General features: G+C 73.2%; 21 protein-coding genes. 13 read left to right on the forward strand and 8 right to left on the reverse strand.

Annotated elements, in window-relative coordinates; all coding sequences use genetic code 11:
• Position 1 precedes the first annotated feature (1 nt).
• Positions 2-1,450 (reverse strand): cryptochrome/photolyase family protein, encoded by a 1,449-nt coding sequence (locus CLV43_RS33375; RefSeq protein WP_106192283.1) that lies wholly within the window; start codon positions 1,448-1,450, stop codon positions 2-4.
• Positions 1,451-1,677: 227 nt separating this feature from the next.
• Between CLV43_RS33375 and CLV43_RS33380 the strand changes: the two genes are divergently transcribed.
• From CLV43_RS33380 to CLV43_RS33405, 6 genes are all read left to right on the forward strand, one after another.
• Positions 1,678-2,298 (forward strand): hypothetical protein, encoded by a 621-nt coding sequence (locus CLV43_RS33380; RefSeq protein ID WP_106192285.1) that lies wholly within the window; start codon positions 1,678-1,680, stop codon positions 2,296-2,298.
• Positions 2,295-3,443, forward strand: a complete 1,149-nt coding sequence (locus CLV43_RS33385) for a PrsW family intramembrane metalloprotease (protein ID WP_106192287.1) — start codon at positions 2,295-2,297, stop codon at positions 3,441-3,443. Before CLV43_RS33380 ends, CLV43_RS33385 begins: the two co-directional genes overlap by 4 nt.
• 136 nt (positions 3,444-3,579) lie before the next feature.
• Entirely contained in the window at positions 3,580-3,846 is a 267-nt protein-coding gene (locus CLV43_RS33390) for a GlsB/YeaQ/YmgE family stress response membrane protein (RefSeq protein WP_106192289.1), read from the forward strand.
• Between the two features lie 195 nt (positions 3,847-4,041).
• Complete coding sequence (locus CLV43_RS33395) at positions 4,042-4,632, forward strand: TetR/AcrR family transcriptional regulator (protein WP_106192291.1); 591 nt, start codon at positions 4,042-4,044, stop codon at positions 4,630-4,632.
• A 312-nt stretch (positions 4,633-4,944) separates the two neighbouring features.
• Entirely contained in the window at positions 4,945-5,502 is a 558-nt protein-coding gene (locus tag CLV43_RS33400) for a hypothetical protein (RefSeq protein WP_106192292.1), read from the forward strand.
• A 1-nt stretch (position 5,503) separates the two neighbouring features.
• Positions 5,504-6,943, forward strand: a complete 1,440-nt coding sequence (locus CLV43_RS33405) for a dihydrolipoyl dehydrogenase family protein (RefSeq protein ID WP_106192294.1) — start codon at positions 5,504-5,506, stop codon at positions 6,941-6,943.
• A gap of 52 nt (positions 6,944-6,995) precedes the next feature.
• Here CLV43_RS33405 and CLV43_RS48080 read toward each other — a convergent pair whose 3' ends face one another.
• Positions 6,996-7,466, reverse strand: a complete 471-nt coding sequence (locus tag CLV43_RS48080; RefSeq protein ID WP_170156130.1) for a TIGR03618 family F420-dependent PPOX class oxidoreductase — start codon at positions 7,464-7,466, stop codon at positions 6,996-6,998.
• Between the two features lie 29 nt (positions 7,467-7,495).
• On the reverse strand, positions 7,496-8,632 hold the full coding sequence (locus CLV43_RS33415; RefSeq protein ID WP_106192297.1) for an FAD-dependent oxidoreductase: 1,137 nt from the start codon (positions 8,630-8,632) through the stop codon (positions 7,496-7,498).
• Positions 8,633-8,720: 88 nt separating this feature from the next.
• On the opposite strand from CLV43_RS33415, the gene CLV43_RS33420 reads away from it, so the two are divergent.
• Positions 8,721-9,380 carry a TetR/AcrR family transcriptional regulator gene (locus tag CLV43_RS33420; protein WP_106192299.1) on the forward strand — a complete coding sequence of 220 codons (660 nt, stop codon included), beginning with the start codon at positions 8,721-8,723 and terminating at the stop codon, positions 9,378-9,380.
• A 335-nt stretch (positions 9,381-9,715) separates the two neighbouring features.
• Here CLV43_RS33420 and CLV43_RS33425 read toward each other — a convergent pair whose 3' ends face one another.
• Positions 9,716-9,985, reverse strand: coding sequence for a transposase (locus CLV43_RS33425; protein WP_245887161.1), 270 nt, complete (start codon positions 9,983-9,985; stop codon positions 9,716-9,718).
• Between the two features lie 19 nt (positions 9,986-10,004).
• Between CLV43_RS33425 and CLV43_RS33430 the strand changes: the two genes are divergently transcribed.
• Both CLV43_RS33430 and CLV43_RS33435 read left to right on the forward strand, forming a co-directional pair.
• Positions 10,005-10,808: an IclR family transcriptional regulator gene (locus CLV43_RS33430; protein WP_106192300.1), complete on the forward strand. Its 804-nt coding sequence runs from the start codon at positions 10,005-10,007 to the stop codon at positions 10,806-10,808.
• Positions 10,809-10,939: 131 nt separating this feature from the next.
• Positions 10,940-12,109, forward strand: coding sequence for a M24 family metallopeptidase (locus tag CLV43_RS33435; protein WP_146174997.1), 1,170 nt, complete (start codon positions 10,940-10,942; stop codon positions 12,107-12,109).
• A gap of 30 nt (positions 12,110-12,139) precedes the next feature.
• On the opposite strand, the gene CLV43_RS33440 is transcribed toward CLV43_RS33435, so the two are convergent.
• Positions 12,140-13,720: a bifunctional 3-(3-hydroxy-phenyl)propionate/3-hydroxycinnamic acid hydroxylase gene (locus CLV43_RS33440; RefSeq protein WP_106192304.1), complete on the reverse strand. Its 1,581-nt coding sequence runs from the start codon at positions 13,718-13,720 to the stop codon at positions 12,140-12,142.
• 202 nt (positions 13,721-13,922) lie between these two features.
• On the opposite strand from CLV43_RS33440, the gene CLV43_RS33445 reads away from it, so the two are divergent.
• The 3 genes from CLV43_RS33445 to CLV43_RS33455 are packed head-to-tail and all read left to right on the forward strand — an operon-like array spanning position 13,923 to position 16,809.
• Positions 13,923-14,657, forward strand: coding sequence for a dienelactone hydrolase family protein (locus tag CLV43_RS33445; RefSeq protein ID WP_106192306.1), 735 nt, complete (start codon positions 13,923-13,925; stop codon positions 14,655-14,657).
• A gap of 23 nt (positions 14,658-14,680) precedes the next feature.
• The gene (locus CLV43_RS33450; protein WP_106192308.1) at positions 14,681-15,679 is read left to right on the forward strand and encodes a cupin domain-containing protein; all 999 of its coding nucleotides are present in this window, start codon (positions 14,681-14,683) and stop codon (positions 15,677-15,679) included.
• Positions 15,676-16,809, forward strand: a complete 1,134-nt coding sequence (locus CLV43_RS33455) for an alcohol dehydrogenase catalytic domain-containing protein (protein ID WP_245887162.1) — start codon at positions 15,676-15,678, stop codon at positions 16,807-16,809. The genes CLV43_RS33450 and CLV43_RS33455 overlap by 4 nt, the downstream gene beginning before the upstream one ends.
• Before the next feature lie 37 nt (positions 16,810-16,846).
• On the opposite strand, the gene CLV43_RS33460 is transcribed toward CLV43_RS33455, so the two are convergent.
• A complete protein-coding gene (locus CLV43_RS33460; RefSeq protein WP_245887163.1) occupies positions 16,847-17,554 on the reverse strand; it encodes a class II aldolase/adducin family protein in 708 nt (235 codons plus the stop codon).
• Positions 17,551-18,045 (reverse strand): VOC family protein, encoded by a 495-nt coding sequence (locus CLV43_RS33465; protein ID WP_106192309.1) that lies wholly within the window; start codon positions 18,043-18,045, stop codon positions 17,551-17,553. The genes CLV43_RS33460 and CLV43_RS33465 overlap by 4 nt, the downstream gene beginning before the upstream one ends.
• Before the next feature lie 102 nt (positions 18,046-18,147).
• Between CLV43_RS33465 and CLV43_RS33470 the strand changes: the two genes are divergently transcribed.
• Positions 18,148-18,990: a fumarylacetoacetate hydrolase family protein gene (locus CLV43_RS33470; RefSeq protein ID WP_106192311.1), complete on the forward strand. Its 843-nt coding sequence runs from the start codon at positions 18,148-18,150 to the stop codon at positions 18,988-18,990.
• Positions 18,991-18,998: 8 nt separating this feature from the next.
• Here the strand turns inward: CLV43_RS33470 and CLV43_RS33475 are convergent, their stop codons facing one another.
• Positions 18,999-19,619, reverse strand: coding sequence for a TetR/AcrR family transcriptional regulator (locus CLV43_RS33475; RefSeq protein WP_211304679.1), 621 nt, complete (start codon positions 19,617-19,619; stop codon positions 18,999-19,001).
• Between the last annotated feature and the right edge of the window lie 91 nt (positions 19,620-19,710).

Genomic DNA, 19,710 nt, shown 5'->3' on the forward strand with positions numbered 1-19,710 from the left:
GTCAGAAGACGTCGCGGTGCGGTTCGCGGGCGCGCACCTCGTCCAGGTCGTCCAGGCGCTGGAGTCCTTGCAGGGGGCGGGACATCCGGTGGTTGCCGCGCAGTCGGGGGGCGTGCCGGTCGAGCCACGCCCAGTAGCCCGCGGTGAACGGGCAGGCGCGGTCGCCGGTCCGCTTCCGGGGGTCGAACCAGCAGTCGCCGCAGTGGTCGGTCATCCGGTTCAGGTACGCCCCGCCGCTGAGGTACGGCTTGGTCGCGATGACACCGCCGTCGGCGTGCTGGCTCATGCCCACCACGTTCACCGGCATGACCCACGGGAAGCCGTCCACGAAGGACGTGGTGAACCAGTCGTCGAGCGCCGCCGGGTCGTAGCCGCGTTGCAGCGCGTGGTTGCCGAGCACCATCAGCCGCTGGATGTGGTGCACCCACCCGTGGTCGCGGACGCCCTCCAGCGCCGTGCGCACGCAGGCCGCCCGCACACCACCCGGTCGCAGCGCCCGCCACCAGTCCGGCAACGGCGCGGTGGCACCGAACTCGTTGCGCGCCCGGTACTCCGGCCCCAGGTGCCAGTAGAGGTGCCACACGTACTCCCGCCACCCCAGCACCTGCCGCACGAACCCCTCGACGCTCGCCAGCGGCGCGTCCCCGGCGTGGTAGGCGCGTTCGGCCGCGCGCACGACCTCCAGCGGGTGCAGCAGGCCGTGGTTCAGCGGCACGGACAGCAGCGAGTGCGCCATCGTCGGGTCGCGCCTGAGCACGGCGTCCTCGTGCGGTCCGAAGTGCGGCAGCCGGTCCCGCACGAACACGTCGAGCGCGGCCAGCGCCTCCTGCCGGGTGATGGCGAACCAGCGCGGTCCGTCGACCCCCGTGGTGGGCAGGTCCAGTGCGTCCAGGTCGGCGCGGACCGCCGCGTCGACGTCGTCCTCCCGCGGCCACCACGGTTCCGGCACGCCGAGCCTCGGCGACCTCGGCGGTGGTTCGCGGTTCTCCACGTCGTGGTTCCACCGGCCGCCGACCGGGTCACCGCCGTCGACCAGCACGCCGAACCGGCGGCGCTGGTCGCGGTAGAAGTCCTCCATCAGGAACGTCGTGCGGTCGCCCGCCCACTCGGTGAACTCCTCGCGGCCCAACGCGAACGCGGGCGTGGGCAGCACTTCGACCCCGAGCCGCCGCAGAAGTCCTTCTGCGGCAAGGGATCCCGGTTGGTGGGCGACCACCGGCCGACCGAAGTCGCGGATCGCCTCCGCGTAGGTCCCGGCCCGGACCAGGGTCGCGCGGTCGCCAAGCTCCGCGGCGAGGTGCCTGATGCCGGAGAGCACGAGGTGCAGCTTCTGCCGGTGGTAGGGCTTGCGCCGCAGCGCCGCGGCCGACTCGACGAGCAGGATCTCGCCGGAGTGCCCGGCGTGGAAGTGCGGACCCAGCTGGTCGCCGAACAGCAGCAGCGCGGTCACCGGACGCCACCCGCCCACGGGGATCTGCTCGCGGCGCGAGAGGGGATGCGGATCACGGGTCGACGCTAGGGCGCGCACCGCCTCCCCGCACGACGGACACCGCGCAGTCCACTATCGGGCGACGGACCCGAGGGCGTGACCACGACGGCGTCCCGGTGGGCCGTCGGCACGTCCTGCGGAGGTGGTGCGCCGTGCCTACAGTGCCGTCGTGGTGAGAGGGGTTTCCGGTGGGAGCAGGGGTGCGGGTGCCGGTGGAGCACCGGTGGCTGGGACTGGACCGGCGGACGTTCGGGCCCGGTCTGGTGGCGCTGGCGGTGGCGCTGGTGCTGATCTACGGGCTGCCCGCGCTGGACGCCGCGATCCCGTGGCACAACGAGATCCGCGCCGGTGACGTGCTCGACCTCGGCGACGGCGCCACGGCGGTGCCGCCGGTCGGGTGGCAGCTCGAGGACGGCACGCTGACCGGTGGAGCCGGAACGGGCGCGACCAGCCTGCAGGTGCTGCTCGTGACCGGCGGCACGACCATCGGGATGCAGGGCACCGCGTTCCGGGGGACGGCACGGGCGTTCCTGGACCAGGTGCGCCGCTCCGAGGGCGACAACGCCCCCGCGGTCGACGGGGAGGTCGGCACGCTGACCACCGACGCGGGTCTGGTCGGGGTGGTGCGGAGCACGACCGGTCCCGGAGGTGACGGCGTCGAAGCCGCGTTCAAGATGGCCACGGGCACGGCCGTGGACGCGGCCCCGGCACTGCTGGTGCGGGTCCGGTCCGCGCCCGGTCAGTTCGAGCGGCAGCGCGACAAGGTGACCGCGCTCCTGCGCAGCATCGCACCGGGGACGACCCGATGACGGCCCCGGCCAAGGCGGCGCAGCTGGCCGCGATCGAGCAGTCGGGGTGGGGGCGGCCGTTCCGGTTCGTCCAGCCGCACAACCTCGCGTTCTGGGTCTACCTGCTGGGCGTGGGCGGTGGCGTGCTGGCGGTGCTGCGCTACTTCGGTCCCGCGGTCGGGTTCTACGGCCCCGCGCTGACCGGGGGAGTGCTGCTGTTCGGGCTCTACCTGGTGCCGTGGCTGCTGTTGCTGCGCCACCACAACCGCTTCACCAGCCAGCCCGCCGGGCTGCTGGCGACCGCGTTCGCCTGGGGCGGGATCGCCGCGCCGTTCTGGATCGCGCTGCCCGCCAACGACGCGCTGCTGCGGATCTGGTCCAAGGTCGGCGGTACCTCCTTCGCCGCCGACTGGGCCGCCGGGCTCACCGCGCCGGTCGACGAGGAACTGGCCAAGGCGCTGGGCCTGGTCCTGCTCATCGGCCTGGCCCCGCGGCTGGTCCGCAGTGCCTACGACGGGTTCGTCATCGGCGCGTTCACCGGTTTGGGCTTCCAGGTCTTCGAGGACGTCCTCTACGTCTACAACGGCGCGGCCCAGACCTACGGCGCCGACCAGGTCGGCACCGCGGTGCAGATGTTCCTCGTCCGCGGCGCGGCGGGCGTCGTCTCCCACGCCCTGTTCAGCGCCATCTTCTGCACCGGCCTCATGTGGGTGCTCGGCCGCGTCCCCGGCGACCGCGACGTGCCGCGCGGTGTGCTGGCCATGCTGACCGCGATGGTGTTCCACTTCGCCTGGGACGACATGACCGGCCTGAGCGGTGGCGGTGCCCTGGCCGTGGTGCTGCCCTTCCTCATCGCCGCGGTGGAGCTGGTCGTCCTGTTCGCCGTCCTGCGCCGCGCCGCGCGGCAGGAACGCGCGTGGACGCGGGACCTGCTCGGTCCAGAGGTCGACGCGGGCGTCGTGGACCCCGCGCTGCTCGACGCGGTCAGCGGCCTGCGCAAGCAGCGCAGGGCCTACCGCAGGCACCTGCGCGCGCGGCGGAGGTCCCGGCACCTCGTGGAGGCCGCCCGCGACCTCGCGCACGAGATCGCGCGCGCCGACGGGAACGACACACCGGAGGTCGAGCACGCCAGGAGCGAGCTGCGCAGGCTGCGCGGCACCGGCTGACCACGTCTTCCCCAGCGGCGACGACCGGTTCACGGCGGGGTGTGTTTGGGACCCGTTCCCCACGGGAACACCAGCCCCGAGCAGAACAGAGCAGCAACGGACCGCTGTTGCCGCCGGAGGAAGGGAAGACGTCATCGTGGGCATCTTGGGTTGGATCGTTCTGGGCCTCATCGCGGGTGCCATCGCGAAGGCGATCATGCCTGGCAAGGACCCCGGCGGCATCATCGTCACGATCCTCATCGGCATCGTCGGCGCGATCCTCGGCGGGTTCATCGGCCGCGCGCTGTTCAACAGCGACATCAACAGCTTCTTCGACCTGAGCACGTGGCTGCTGGCCATCCTCGGCTCGCTGGTGCTGCTCGGCATCTACCGGCTCGTCACGGGTCGTCGCGCACACGCCTGACCCCGTCTTCCCGAAAGGCCCCGGTGGCTTGGTCGCCGGGGCCTTTCGCATGTCCTGGTGTGCGGCCGTTCCGTGCTGTCCACGAAGGACATCCGCCGGGACCCCACCTCCGAGTGGGCGTTCGTCACGCGGGTAGCGGACGGGCGTTGGCGACATCGGAGGCGAGACCGAACGTTCTTTCGTTATCATGGGCCCATGGCACGCAGCGAACCCGACAGCCGGCCGTCCGAGGCGCGGACGCGGCTGCTGACCACGGCCAGCGGGATCTTCTACGCGGAGGGCATCCACTCCGTCGGCGTGGACCGGATCCTGGCCGAGGCGCAGGTGACGCGGGCCACGTTCTACCGGCACTTCCCCGGCAAGGAGGACCTCGTCCTCGCTTACCTGGACGCCGCCGACCAGGCCATCCGCGGCCAGGTGGCCGCGGCCGTCGCCGTCGGGCTGGCGCCGGTCGACACGCTCCGGGTCGTCGGCGAGGCGATCGCGCAGGGCATCCGGTCGCAGGGGTTCCGCGGGTGCGCGTTCCTGAACGCGGCGGCGGAGTACTCCGACCCCGACCACCCGGTGCACCGGGCTGTGCTCGCCCACCGGCAGTGGTTCCTGGAGGCCATCACGGAACTGCTGGCCCGCGTCCGGGAGGAGTCGGCCGAGCCCGCGGCCCTGCACTACGTGATGCTGCGCGACGGCGCCATGGCCTCGGGCTGCCTGTTCGACCCGGAGCTGGTCTGCGAGACCTTCCTGCGGGGAGTCGACGGACTGCTCCAGGCGCACGCCGGGCGCGCCTGACCGACCCGACCGGCGGACGCCGGGGGAGTGTGCACAAAGGACGGTCGGCCCATGGCGCGAGCGGGAAGTGCCGACCGGTGAAGAGTTCCGCGGCTGTCCGGGGTGTACCCGTACGGCCGCGTCAGCCTGTCCGCGTCCGGGTCGTCGGCATCCCCGCGTGACCTGAGCCGCGCGGCCTTCGGGCGTCTCCGGCCGGTGCCGGAGGGCACGTAAGAATTCGGATAGAACGTTCTGTCTTGACGCTGCCGTGCCCAGGGCGCCATGCTTCCAGAGAAAGAACGTTCGGTCTCCCAAATCTGTGAAAGGACCATCGTGACCACCCTCGACTCGCCCGCCACCAGCGGGTTCGCGCCCGCGTTGCGTCGGCTGTACTTCGTGCGGTTCGCGTTCGCCATCGTCTGGGCGGCGCTGCTGATCGTCACCAAGTCGCAGATCGGGCCGCTCGGCATCGCCCTGATCGTCGTCTACCCGCTGTTCGACGTCGCCGCGGCGGTCGTGGACGCCCGTTCGTCGCGTGCCACCGGATCACCGCGCGGCCTGTACGTGAACATCGCGATCAGCCTGCTCGCCGCCGTCGGCCTGGCCGTCGCGGGTGCCTCCGGGGTGCCCGCGGTCCTGAGCGTGTGGGGTGCCTGGGCGATCGTCGCCGGGCTGGTCCAGCTGGTCGTGGGCCTCGGCCGCCGCGGGATGGGTGGCCAGTGGCCGATGATCCTGAGCGGGGGCATCTCCGTGCTGGCCGGTGGGTCGTTCATCGCGATGGCGGGCGCTGAGGACGCCGCGCTCACCAACGTGGCGGGCTACGCCGCCATCGGCGGCATCTTCTTCCTGGTCTCGGCGCTGCGCCTGGGCCGTGCCGCGAAGGCGAGCTGACGTGGACAGCGCGACCTACGACGTCGTCGTCATCGGCGCCGGTCCGGTCGGGGAGAACGTCGCCGACCGGGTGGTGCGGGGTGGCCTGAGCGCCGCCGTCGTCGAGCGGGAGCTGGTCGGTGGCGAGTGCTCCTACTGGGCCTGCATGCCGACCAAGGCGCTGCTGCGCGGCGGGGCCGCTCTGCGGGCGGCCCGGCAGGTGCCCGGTGCGCGCGAGGCGGTGACGGGCGACCTCGACGTGGCGGCCGTGCTGCGCCGTCGCGACGACTTCGCCTCGCACTGGGAGGACGACGGGCAGGTGTCCTGGCTGGAGCAGGCCGGGATCGCGCTCCACCGCGGTCGGGGGCGGATCCGCTCCGCCCGCGTGGTCGAGGTGACCGGTGAGGACGGTGCCGTGGTCACGCTGACCGCGCGGCACGCGGTCGTCGTCGCCACCGGGAGCGGCGCACTGGTCCCGGACATCGCCGGACTGCGCGACGCGGCACCGTGGACCAGCCGGGAGGCGGCCGCCGCGAAGGCGGTCCCCGGCAGGCTCGCGGTCATCGGCGGCGGGGTGGTCGCGACGGAGATGGCGACCGCGTTCGCCGGTCTGGGGTCGTCGGTGACGGTGCTGGCCCGTGACGGCGTGCTGCCCCTCGCGGAGCCGTTCGCAGGCGACCTGGTCGTGGAGTCGTTGCGGGACAAGGGTGTCTCGGTGCGCGTCGGCGCCGAGGCCGGGTCCGTCAAGCGCGCCGACGACGGGACGGTGTCCATCACGCTCACCAGCGGCGAGCAGGTCGAGGCCGACGAGCTGCTGGTGGCGGTGGGGCGCACGCCGAACACCGGGGACATCGGCCTCGACACCATCGGGCTGGAGCCGTGGTCCTGGCTCGCGGTCGACGACACGCTGCGGGTCGTCGACGGCGGCGGCGACCCGTTCGACGGCGGCTGGCTCTACGCCGCGGGCGACGTGAACCGGCGGGTCCTGCTCACCCACCAGGGCAAGTACCAGGCCCGTGCCGTGGGTGACGTGGTCGTGGCCCGCGCGAAGGGCGCGGCGGTCGAGGACGGCCGGTGGGGCAGGCACGTGGCGACAGCCGACGGGCGCGCGGTGCCGCAGGTGGTCTTCACCGACCCGGAGATCGCCTCGGTGGGGCTGACCGCGGCCGCCGCGGAGGCCGCCGGGCTGCGGATCCGGGTGGTGGACCACGACCTGGCCGCCCTCGCCGGGTCCTCGCTGCACGCCGACGGCTACCGGGGGCGCGCCCGGATGGTCGTCGACGAGGACCGCGCGGTGGTCGTCGGCTTCACGCTCGCGGGCCCGGACGTCGCCGAGCTGCTGCACGCCGCGACGATCGCGATCGTCGGGGAGGTCCCGCTGGACCGGCTGTGGCACGCCGTTCCCGCGTTCCCCACCGTGAGCGAGGTCTGGCTGCGGCTGCTGGAGGCCTACGGCCGCTGACCGGGGCACCGGGCGCGTGGGGATCTCGCGGGAGATCCCCACGCGGCGGGGCTCAGGACGACGGCGCGCTCATCATCCGGGCCAGGAACTCGTCGAACTCGGCGGTCGCGCCCGGTGGGGGCTGCCACTGGTAGTGGGCCGACTCGACGACCACCCGGAACAGCAGCCTGCCGGGGGTGGCGTCGTCCGGCGGCGCGGCGGCCTCCGCGGGCAGGGGCCGGGCGCGGTACTTCTCGAACAGCCGGCGGAAGTGGGCCTCCGCGTCGTCCGTCGTCGGGGCGAGCGCCCGCCCGCGCAGGGTCGCGCACTCGTAGGGGTTGTCCAACGCCGAGACCGAGACGGTGATGCGCGGGTCGCGGTCGAGGTTGCGGGGCCACGCGCGTCCCGGCATGCCGTTGATGAGCACCAGATCCTCGTGCAGGTCCACCCAGACCGGGGTCACCGAAGCACTTCCGTCGCGGCGGGCGGTCGCGATGTGCGCGAAGTTCGGCGCGCGCAACAGGTTCTTGATCTTCTCGTCCACTGGTGTTCCCTTGTCGTCGCTGTGGTCGCTCAGCCGACCGGGTCCTGGCCCGAGAACAGGGCGAGCAGGCCTCGGGGTGTGTCGGCGCCGAAGAGCAGCTTGTGGTTGCGGTCGGACTCGGCGGCGAAGTGCGCGCCGCGGGGGAACAGCGCCTGTTCGTACTCGCTCAGGGCGGCCTCCACGTCGTCGGGGTGCGCCGCGATGGCCTCGCCGAGCTCGGAGCCGTCGAACATGGCGAGGTTGGCGCCCTCGCCCGCGAACGGCGACATGAGGTGGGCGGCATCGCCCAGCAGGGTGACGCCCGCGACCCGGTCCCACCGGTGCCCGACCGGCAGGGCGTTGACCGCGCGGGGGACGAGCGCGGTCGCCGAGTCGGTGATGAGCGCGGTGAGCTCGGGCGCCCACCCGGCGAACTCCGCCGCGACCACGGCCGCCGCCGCGGCCGGGCTGGTGAAGTCGATGCCGTCGATCCACGACCGCGGCTTGGTGAGCGCGACGTAGGTGTGCAGGACGCCGTCGGGCTCCCGGTGCGCGAGGATCCCCTTGCCCGGTGCCAGGGCGAACAGGGCGCCGTCGCCGACCGCCTTGGCCGCCGCGGAGTGCCGCTCGTCGGCGTCGTGCAGGTAGGTCTCGACGAAAGACGTGCCGACGTACTCGGGCGTGACGTCGGACAGCAGCGGGCGGATCCTGGACCAGGCGCCGTCGGCACCGACCAGCAGACCGGTGGTCGCGGTCGTCCCGTTCGCGAAGACCAGCTCGTGCCGCCCGCCGCCGAGGCGTCGGACGTCGGTGACCTTGTGGCCCCACCGGATCACCCCGTCGGGCAGGGAGTCGAGCAGGATCCGCCGCAGGTCCCCGCGCAGCACCTCCGGACGTCCACCGGTGCCGTCGTCGGGCTCGTCGAGCAGCACCCTGCCGTGCTGGTCGAGCACCCGCGAGGCCTCGCCGCCCTCGTGGATGATCGCGCGGAACCGCCCGGTGAGGCCCGCCGCCTCCAGGGCGAGCTGCCCGTTGTACTCGTGGATGTCGAGCTGGCCGCCCTGCCCGCGGACCTCCGCCGACGGCTCGGCCTCGTAGACGGTCGCGGGGATGCCGTGGACGTGCAGGACGCGGGCGAGCACCAGCCCGCCGAGCCCCGCGCCGACGATCGTGACCGGAGTGGTCATCGGTGAATCCCTTCAGTTTCGTCGGCTCCTGTCTGGTACGCCGTACCAGAGACATTGGCACGCCGTACCAGTTGTGTCAAGATGAGCCATGGCGAAAACGGAACGGCGGTCGGACGCGCTCACCCGCGAGCGGATCGTCGACGTCGCGATCGAGGTCCTGGACTCCGACGGCGAGAACGGGCTGACCTTCCGCGCCCTCGCCGCCCGGCTGGAGACCGGCCACGGCGCCATCCAGTGGCACGTCGCGAACAAGGGCGAGCTGCTCAAGGCGGCCACGGCCGTCGCCGTCGCGAAGGCCGTGGGGGAGACCGCCCCCGACACCCCGCCCAGGGAGGCGATCCACACCATCGCCCTCGGCGTGTTCGACGCGATCGAGGCGCACCCGTGGGTCGGCGGCCAACTCGCCCGGCCCCCGTGGCAGTCCACGATGCTGGACATCTTCGAGCACATCGGCAGGCAGGTGCGCGCCCTCGGGACCCCGGTCGCCACGCACTTCACCTCGACGACGGCGCTGCTGCACTACATCATCGGCGCGGGCGGCCAGAACGCGACCAACTCCCGCTCTCCGGAGGCGTTCGGCGACCGCGGCGACTTCCTCGACGGGCTCGCGGCGCAGTGGGCGGAGCTCGACGCCGACAGGTACGCGTTCACCCGCACCGTCGCCGACCAGCTGCGCGTGCACGACGACCGCGCCGAGTTCCTGGCGGGCCTCGACCTGATGTTGGACGGCATGACGATGCCCCGGTAGCGAGGACGTCCGGGATCGTGGCTCTTTCGGGCGGGGTTCCGCTTGTGCCGCAACGGAATCGCGGGTCGACGTGCTCGACACCCTGGCCCGGCACGACCGGCCCGCGGGTGCCGTCGCGATCACGGGTACGGCGGGGGTCGGGAAGACCGCGCCGGCCCTGCACTGGGCCCGCCGGGTGCGGGAGCGGTTCCCCGACGGCTCTACGCGGACCTGCTCGGGTACGCGCCCGGCGCCCCGGTCGACCCCGGACAGGCGCTGGAGGGGTCCTGCACGCACTGGGCGTGCCCGGTGCGGAGATCCCCGCCCGACTCGACGCGCAGGCGGCGCTCCACCGGTCATCGAAACAACCCGTACACGGTCTGCCATGGCCTGTACTCGGACGGGACATCCCGCCAAGGCGCACCGACGCGTACCCGCCAGCGGACGCCGTCGATCAACTGCCGCTTGCTCCACTTGGGTGGACGACCGGGCTTCCAGCCGACGGGTAGCAGCGGGTGCAGCAGTGCCCACTGCGCGTCGGTCAAGTCGGCCCGGCACGTCGCCGCTACGCCGGCCACGAGGTCTCCGGTACCGCTGTCGGTGTCGGAGCGCGGTGGCGTCCGCATGGGGCGTTAGGATTCCCGCATGTCAGGACAATCGGAGCGGACCAAGGGCGGTAGTGCCTACCGCGAGCGCAACTCCACGGCGGATCGGGCCCTCGAGATCCTCAACATGTTCGAGGACGACGTGCCGGTGGTGTCGGCCGTGCAGGTGGCGGAGCGGCTCGGGGTGGCGCGGTCGACGGGCTACCGGTACCTGCAGAGCCTGGTGGTGAACCGCTACCTGGAGGAGGCGCCAGGTGGTCGTTTCCGGTTGGGGATGCGGGTGCTGGAGCTCGCCCGGCTGGCGCGGCGCACGCACAGCCTGACCGACATCGCCGCCCCGGTCCTGGAAGGGCTCGCCGAGGCGGTCGACGAGACGGCCCTGCTCACCCGTCGGGTCGGCGGCGTGGTCACCTGCCTGGACCGCGCCGAGTCGCACGCCCACCGCGTGCGCATCTCCTACGAACGCGGGTCGACCCTGCCGGTGAACGCGGGCGCGTCCGCGCTGGCGATCCTCGCGTTCGCGCCGTCGGCCGAGGCCAGGGCGATCCTCGAGTCCTCGCCGCTGCAGCGCTTCACCCCGGCGACCCTGGTCGACGTCGAGGCGGTGATGGACCGGCTGGAGGTCATCCGCCGGGACGGCTACGCGATCACGCGCTCCGAGGTCGACCACGACGTGCTCGGCGTCGCCGCGCCCATCCGCGACGGGAGCGGCAAGGCCACGGCGGCGATCAGCATCGCGGCCGTGGCCTCCAGGGTGTCGGCCCAGCTCGAACGCGAGATCATCGCGGCCGTCCTGGCCGCGGCCGCGCGGGTCACCGCCGAGGTGGCCGCGCTCGACGCCTGATCGGACCCGCTCCACCGCGAGCGGCCGGGCACTGCGCCGGGCCGCTCCCGCCGTGTGCCCGAGGGACGGGACATCTGTTTCCTTTTTCAGGAATGGGATACCGTTAATCAGGACACGGATGAGGAGTCGGAGTGAACGTAGTTGAACGCGACTGGCGCTGGGCGCGGGTGCGCGACGAGATGGCGGCCCGTGACATCGACCTGCTGATCGCGCTGCCGGAGTCGAACCCCACCGACGTCAGGTACCTGGCGAACGAGAACGGCGCGGTGCTGTTCCCGCTGGAGGGGGCACCGTCCATCCTGCTGGGCGGGGAGGACAGCAACCTGGCCGTCGACCGGGAGGGGTGGATCGAGCGGCGGGCGAGCGCGACGCCGTCGGGCTCGACGAAGGTCCCCTACGGCGCGGTCGTCGCGGCCGAGCTCCGCAGGAGGAGTCCGCGGGCGGCGCGCGTGGCCATCGCGGGGCTCGACGGCAACGACTACTCCCACGTCCGGTCGGCCGACGGCTACGTCGTCCACTCGACGGTCGTCCGGATCCTGGAGGCCCTCCCGGACGCCGAGGTCGTCGACGGCGCCCCGGTCATGGCGGCGGCCAGGCACGTCAAGAGCGACGCCGAGGTCGAGGACATCCGGGCGGGCATCGAGGTCGCCGAGGCCGGTGCGCGGGCGATCGGGGCGGCCTTCCGCGTGGGGGCGGAGCAGGCCGACGCCTACCGCGCGGGCATGGTGGCCATGATGCGACCGGGTCTCGCCCTGCCGACCATCGCCTGGTGCCCCGGCGCGTGGGGCGAGCCCCGGCCCCGGCTCGTCGCCGTCCCCCGCGGTCGGGTGGCGGACGGGCTGTGCGTGGCCGCCGAGATCATGCCCGGCTACCAGCACGTGGTGCAGGTGGCCGAGCCGTTCATCGCCGGGCGGGTCCTGCCGGAGCAGCAGGACGCGTTCGACCTCAACATCGCGGCCTTCGAGGCGGCCAGGGCGGCACTCGTGCCCGGCGCGACGTGGCGCGAGGTGCGGGCGGCCGCGACGGCGGTCGCGGCGGGCACCGGCTCGGAGATCTGCTTCCTGCTCCACGGCGGGTTCGACGGCCCGCTGTTCATCCCGAACGACACCCCGGAGGCCGTCCTCGACGACCCGGTCGAGGAGGGCGCGGTCTTCATCTGCAAGCCGACGGCGTTCCCGAGGTCGGCGGGACGCGTCGTCGCGCGCAGCTACGACGTGAGCTGGGGCGACATGGTCGTGGTGCGCAAGGGCGGCGCGGAGCGGCTGGGCACCCGACCGCAGCTGCTCCACTCCTGCGCGTGAGAGAGGCCGGGGCCGGGCACGGTGGTCGTGTCAGGCCCCGGCCGGTGCGGGAGCGGCGAACGACAGCGTGGCGGCGAGGCCGTCCGGCGGGTGGCCGGGGTGCCACGCCGCGGCGACGAAGCGGTCCGGGCGCACCAGGACGAGGTGCCCGGCGTACGGCGCGGTCTCGGCGTCCAGACCACCGTCCACGTCGACGATCGCTCGACCGGTCGCGAACCGGTCGTCCACCGCCACCTGGACGACCGCGGTGACGGGGGAGCCGACCACCGCGGCCGCGGCGGCGAGGTCGTCGGCGCCCACCCCGACCCCGAGCAGCGCCCACCCGTGGCCGAGCACGTCGTCGAGGAGGCGGACCGCGCCGGTCGCGGTGTCGAACACCCTCGGCTGGCCGAGCATGACGCCGACCTCGGCCGAGGCACCCGCCACGACCATGCCGTCGCGGTAGCGGTGCTCGGGCCGGTAGCGCATCTCCTCGTAGAACGCGCGGGTGCCGGGGTCCCGCAGCGCGGCGGCGAAGTGGGCGTCCCGGCGGCGCGCCAGCCGGGGGTCGGTGGTCATGACGATCCGCCCGAGGCGTTCGGACAGCCGGACCGTCGCCTCGGCGTGCGGACGGCGTTCGGACTCGTAGCTGTCGAGTGCCCACTCGGCGAGCCCGCCCGCCAGCACGTCGGCGATCTTCCAGCAGAGGTTGGCGGCGTCGCGGATGCCGGAGTTGAGGCCCTGCCCCGCGAACGGCGGCATCATGTGCGCCGCGTCGCCGAGCAGGAAGACCGGCCCGACCCGCCAGCGGTCGGCCACCAGGGCGTGGAAGCGGTAGACCACGGCGCGCTCGACCTGGGCGGGCTCGACCCGCCGGTGGGGCGCGAGCAGGCGTTCGACCACCTCGAACGGGACCTCGTCGCCGGGCGTCCCCTCACCGTCGTGCAGGAGGAACTCGTAGCGGCACCGGCCGTCCCGTCCCGGCACGATCACGTGCGGTCGCGCCGGGTCGGCGTGGTGCATGCCGTAGCGCTCGTCGTGGTGGTCGCCGACGACGTCGACCACGAGCCACGACTCCGCGTGGCTGCGCCCGGACATCCCCACGCCGAGGGCGGTGCGGACGCCGGACCGGCCACCGTCGCAGCCCAGCGCGTACCGGGCGCGCACGGTGGTGGCTCGCCCGTGCTCGCGGAAGGCCACCTCGACCCCGTCCGCGTCGCGGAGCAGCCCGGTCACCTCGGCGCCCATCCGCACCTCGACCCGCGGATGGGACAGGAGGTGCCGGTGCAGCGCGCGTTCCAGGTCCGGCTGCGCGAACGGGTTCTTGAACGGGTGGCCGTGCCGGAACGGCCGGGGCGCGCGCACCTGCACCACCGCGCGGCCGTCGCGGTCGTAGTAGCGGGTGCCGATGCCGGGCACGATGATCCCGAGCACCCGGTCGACCACCCCGGCCGCCTGGAAGGCGCGCAGCGACTCGTCGTCGAGGCTGATCGCCTTCGGCTCGTCGCTGGTGGTCGCGTTGCGCTCCAGCACCAGGACCTCCACGCCACGTGCCGCCAGCAGCGCCGCCGCGGTCAGGCCCACCGGGCCCGCACCCACCACCACGACACGGGTCGTCGGGTCGTTCGACATGGGTCCCCCTCGTGGCTGTCGCGCGGCAGGTGTCGTGCTCGCGAGTGGGCGGCACTGCCTCCGCAACCACAGCCTACCTACTGACTAACAGGACACAAGACCTGCAATGTGGGACATGTGCTATCTTCGGTCGCATGATCCACGTGTCCACCCGACCGGCTCCCGGTGTCGACCGGGGCCCGCGGTCGGCAGGAGGTCGGCCATGACGGCCCAGCCGGACGACATCGGAACGGAATGGGGCGAGGTCCCGACCGAGGACGGCCCGATGGGCCTCTACCGCGCGGGCGGTGACGCCACCTCGGCCGTCGTCGTCCTCCAGGAGGCGTTCGGGGTGAACGACCACATCCAGGACGTCACCCGCCGGTTCGCCGCCCTCGGCCACCTCGCCGTGGCGCCGGACCTGTTCCACCGCACCGGTACCGGCGTCCTCGGCTACGAGCGGCACGCCGAGGCCATGCCGCTGATCGGGGCGATCGACGCCGGGGCGATCACCCGCGACGTGCGGGCGGTCTTGGCGCACCTCGCCGAGCACGACGGCGTCCCGGCGAACCGGGTCGCCGTCGTGGGCTTCTGCTTCGGCGGCCGGGCCGCCTTCACCGCGGCGACGTCGATCCGGGGACTCGGGGCCACCGTCGTCTTCTACGGCCCCGGTATCGCCGCGGGCCCGCACGCCGTGCTCGGCGACGCGGGCCGGATCGACGCCCCGCTGCTGGTGCACGTCGGGGGTGACGACCCGACGATCCCGGCCGACCAGGTCGCGGCGGTCGACACCGCGCTCGCCGCGCTCCCGGTGCCCGCCCGGCAGTTCGTCTACCCCGACGCGGGACACGCCTTCGCCTGCGACGCGCGGCCTGCCCTGTACCGCCGGGAGGCCGCCACCCTCGCCTGGGACCGCACCACCGCGTTCCTGGCCGACCACCTGCCCCTCGCCCACTGACCGGACGATCCGGAGGAGCGACGATGCCCACCGTCACCGAACACCTCGTGCTGTTCGGCGCGGACGAGCCCCTGCGCGTGCTCGACCGCGACGAGCACCTGCTGCTGGCCGAACCGCGACCGCACCCCCTGATCCCGATCGCGCTGTGGAGGGAGCACGCGCCGCTGGAGGTCGTCCACCACCCCGTGGAGTTCCGCGCGCAGCCGTTCGCCCCGCCCCGCGGGGTCTACGAGAACGACAAGCTGCGGGTCGAGTGGCAGACGATGGACAACCGCCAGCCCTTCTACCACCGCAACTGCGACGTCGACGAGATCTCCTACCAGATCGACGGGGAACGCACGCTCATGACCGAGCTCGGGGTGGTCGAGCACCGGCCGGGCGAGTTCTCCCGGCTGCCCCGCGGCGTCGCGCACGACAACCGGGGCCGCCAGGAGTCGCACCTGCTGTTCTACACACCGGCTCCGGTCGCCGAGGAGTGCGCCGCGGTGCGGGAGTCCGAGCCCGTCATGCCGCCCTTCCCCGGCTGGGAGGCGGGCCCCGCGAACGAGGCGGTCACCCAGTGCCTCGGCGCGCCGGGGCACGACGTCGCCGTCTTCCCCGTCGACGAGCGGCGGCTGCTCGACCAGGTGCACCAGGAGAAGGAGCGGCTGCGGGTGCTGCGCGGCGCCGGGACCGGCACGACCTGGCTCTACCGCAACGACCACATCCGGATCGGGATGGCCGCGACACCGCCCTCGACGGGACGCACCTACGTGCGCACGCTCGACGCCGACGAGGTGCAGTACCAGGTGAGCGGCACCCGCACGGTCGTGACCCAGCGCGGGATCGTCGAGCTGCGGCCGGGCGACTTCCTGCTCGTCCCGCTCGGTGTCGCCCACACCTCCGTCGCGCACGAGCAGGGCGAGCACGTCCGCGTGCTGTGCGACCGCGAGCTGCCCCGGATCGGCGAGGTCGACCGGGTCGCGGTGCCGTACGCGCCCGAGCTGCTGGCCGCCGTCCGGCGCGCCGGGGCCGCGTCGTGACCGGCACCGGCAGGACCATGCTGGCCGCCCGCGTGGAGGCGGGCTCGACCACCGTCGCCCTCGTCCGCGTCCCGGTCCCCGAGGTCGGGCCGCAGGACGTGCTGGTGCGCGTCGTCTCCGCGGGTGTCGCCCCCGGCATCCTGCGACTGCTCGCGAGCGGCGGGTTCCCGAACCTGCCCACCACGATCGGCCACGAGGCGGCGGGCACCGTCGAGGCCGTCGGCCCGGCGGTGTCCGGCATCGTCCCCGGTACCAGGGTGAGGGTGCACCCCAACCTCACCTGCCTGCGGTGCGCCTACTGCACGTCGGACCGCGAGATGATGTGCGAGCAGAACGCCATGATCGGGCACGCCGCGTTCGGCACGGGCGCGAAACCGCTCTACGACGCCTACCACGACGGCGGGCTCGCCGAGTTCGTCCGAGTCCCGCACTGGCTGGTCGACCCGCTGCCCGACCGCGTCGGCTTCGAGGTCGGCGCCAAGGTGCACGACCTCGCCAACGCCGTGCGCGCGTTGAAGTGCGCCGACCTGCGCGACGGGGCCGCGGTGGTCGTCACCGCGGCGACCGGGGCGATGGGGACGGCGACCGTGGCACTCGCGGCGCGGTTCGGGGTGGCGCGGCTGGTGCTCGTCGGCCGGGACGCGAAACGGCTGGCGGCGGTCCGCGAACTGGCGGGCGACCTGCCCACCGACACCGTCGCGACCGACGACCTCCCGCCCGACTGGGCCGCGAACGGCGGCCTCACGACCGTGCTGCGCGGGCTGCTGCCCGGCGGAGCCGACGCCGTGCTCGACTACGCGCCCGAAGGCGTGCTCGGCACGCAGGCGCTCCACTCGATGGCGACCGGTGCCACGTTCGTCCACATGGGAGGCAACTTCACCGGCGAGCTGGTCCCGATGGCGGTCATGATGGTCCGGTGCTGGCGGCTGGTCGGCACCCGCGCCAACACCAGGGCCGACGTCCGCGACGTGCTCTGCCTCATCGGCGACGGCTCCGTCGACGCCGACCGCCTGATCACCCACCGCTACCCGCTCGACGACATCGGCACCGCCCTCGCCGAGATGCAGGCCCGAGAGGAACCGATCTGGATGGCCGTGGTCACCCCGCCGCAGTCGGACACCGCCCTGTAGACGCCCGTCGCGGCGCAGGAACACTGCGCCGCGACGGTCAGGGGATCCGGCGCACGAGGTAGCGCCAGCCGGCTTCGAGCTGGTGCGGTGGCCAGCACTCCTCGGCCTTGCGGCGCGTCTCGTCCTCGTCGGGCAGCGCGCGGGGTGATCCGGCGGCCATGGCGACCAGCTGGTCGCGGCACGCGCGGTCCAGGAGCACGGCGTGCATCACGGCCGCGCCGACGGTCGGGCCGGTGGTGACGATGCCGTGGGCGGGCAGCAGGGCGGCGGGTGCGCTTCCCAGTGCCGCGGCCAAGGCAGCGCCCAGTTCGGGTGTGCGGACCAGGCCGGTGGTCGCCTGGAAGCGGGGGAGGCCGCGGGCCGCGAAGAGGGCGCCCGCGTGCGACAGCGGGAGCAGGGCGGTATCCAGGGAGGCGAACGTCGTCGCGCCCGCCGAGTGGGTGTGCACCGAGCACACGAGCGAAGCGTCGGCGCGCAGGACCTCGAGGTGGATGGAGCACTCCACGTGCGGGGTGCCCTCGCCCTCCAGCACCCCGCCGTCGAACGAGACGAGCTGGAGCCGGGGGCCGGTCACCTCCGCGAGACCCCAGCCGGGCTGCTTGATCCAGACGCCCCGGCCGTCGGGGTCGCGCACGGCGACGTGGCCCCAGACCATGTCCTCCTGCCCGGCGGCGGCCAGGGCGTGGGACGCGGAGATCGTCAGGGCGCGCGCTTCCTCCGACGTCGTGGGGACGCTGGGCTTCACTGGACGGGCAGGTAGGCGGGACCGGCCTCGGCGAGCAGCCGTTCGGCCTCGGCGTGGATGGCCTCCGGGGACTGCCCGAGGTCGATCGTCTTGCGGAAGGGCTGCCGGACGTCGCGCTCCAGGCGCAGGTAGACCTCGTTGCGGTTGCCCTCGGGGTCGAAGAAGTAGATGCCGAACGCGTTGCCGTGCGTGACCTCCTGCTGCACCTCGACCCCCTCGGCCGCGAACAGGTGGTGGTAGCGGATGAGGTCCTCCAGCTCCTCGACGCGCCACGAGACCTGGTGCTGGAGCTTCGCGCCCGGCACGGCGGTGCGGCCGGTCTGCAGCACGAACTCGTGGTGCTCGGTCTCGGGGTGCGAGCTGAGGAACACGATGCCCAGCTCGGCGTCCTCGTCGGTGACGGTCAACCCGATCACGCGCTCGTAGAAGTCGCGCATCCTGGCGAGGTCGAAGACCCACAGTCCCGTGTGCCCCAGCTGCGAGATCGCCATCTTGACCTCCTGAGTCCTGTTTAACAGGACGTGTGGACTGTTTTATGGGACAACGATACGATTCGGGTCCGGTCGCGTCAACATCGAGGGAGGGCGACGACCATGCGCCTGGCCACACTGCGCCACCACGGGCGGACCCGCGCCGCACGGCGCGACGGCGACTCCTACGTGCTGTTCCCGCACAGCGACGTCGGGACGCTGCTCGGGGACCCGGACTGGCGTGTGCGCGCCGCCACGGGCGGGGGTGCGACGGTGCCGGTGTCCGAAGTGGACTACGCGCCCCTGGTCCCGCACCCCAACAAGATCGTCTGCCTGGGCCTGAACTACGCGAGCCACATCGCGGAGATGGGGCGCGACGTGCCCGCCTACCCCACGCTGTTCGCCAAGTACGACGGGGCCCTGATCGGCGCGCGCGACGACGTCGTGCTGCCCGCTGTCAGCGACCGCGTCGACTGGGAGGCCGAGCTCGGCTTCGTCGTGGGCCGAACGGCCCGGCACGTCCCGCGCGACGAGGCCATGGACCACGTCGCCGGCTACACCGTCGTCAACGACGTGACCGCGCGCGACTGGCAACGGCGCACCAGGGAGTTCCTGTCCGGCAAGACCTTCGAGTCGACGACACCCGTCGGGCCGGAGCTCGTCACCCCCGACGAGCTGGGCGACCCCGGCGCGACACCCGACCTGGAGATCCGGTGCGAGGTCGACGGCGAGGTGATGCAGCGCTCGCGCACCTCGGACCTGCTCTTCGGGATCGCCGAGATCCTGTCCTACGTCAGCGACATCATCACCCTGCACCCCGGCGACCTCATCGCCACCGGCACGCCCGGCGGTGTCGGCGACGGCCGCGACCCGAAGCTCTACCTCGGGCCCGGCCAGGTGCTGCGCACCGTCGTCGAGGGCCTGGGCGAGCTCCGCAACACCTGCGTCGCCGAGAAGAGCGCTTGAGTCCGGGCCTACCCGGTGAGCTGGGCGAGGTTGCGCACTAGGGTGTCGAGGAGCTTGTCGTCGGCGGGCCAGGGGAAGTCGTGCAGGGTCGACCGGGTGCCGACGTAGCCGTGCAGGGCGAGCCAGAGCGCGGTGGCGTCGACCTCGGGGTCCTGGCTGCGGGAGCGGCCCGCGCTCACGCAGTCGCGGATGCCGTCGAGCAGGAACGCGAACGCGTCGGCCCCGGTCATCGTCTCCATGTCCTTGTCCAGCTGCTCGCGCCGGTCGGCCGGGGGGACGGTGAACAGCACGCGGTACTGGTGGGGCTGCTGGAGGCCGAAGTCCACGTAGGCGCGGATCGCCGAGTGCAGGCGGTCGACCGGGTCGGTGATGCCGTCGACGGCGTGGCGGATGTGGGTGGTCAACGCGTGGAAGGTGTTGTCCACCACGGCTTGCAGGACGTCGTTGAGGTCGGCGAAGTGGGCGTAGATCGACGGGGCGGTGATGCCCGCCGTCCTGGCCACGGCGCGCAGGGTGACACCCGCGCCGCCCGACTCCTCCAGCAGGCGGGCTGCCGCGCGGACGATCTCCTCGCGCAGGTGACCGCCTTGACCTCGGGGGTTGGGGGCGCGGCGCGCTGCTTGCGGCACGGGACTCCTCTTCGCTGTCGACGCGGGTCGGGGTCCGAGCCTAGCAGATGGCAAAACGCCTGTAATCATGGATCACGAAAATTAGGGTTTA

Origin of the sequence: Umezawaea tangerina (assembly GCF_003002815.1) — a bacterium.
Classification (GTDB): Bacteria; Actinomycetota; Actinomycetes; order Mycobacteriales; family Pseudonocardiaceae; genus Umezawaea; species Umezawaea tangerina.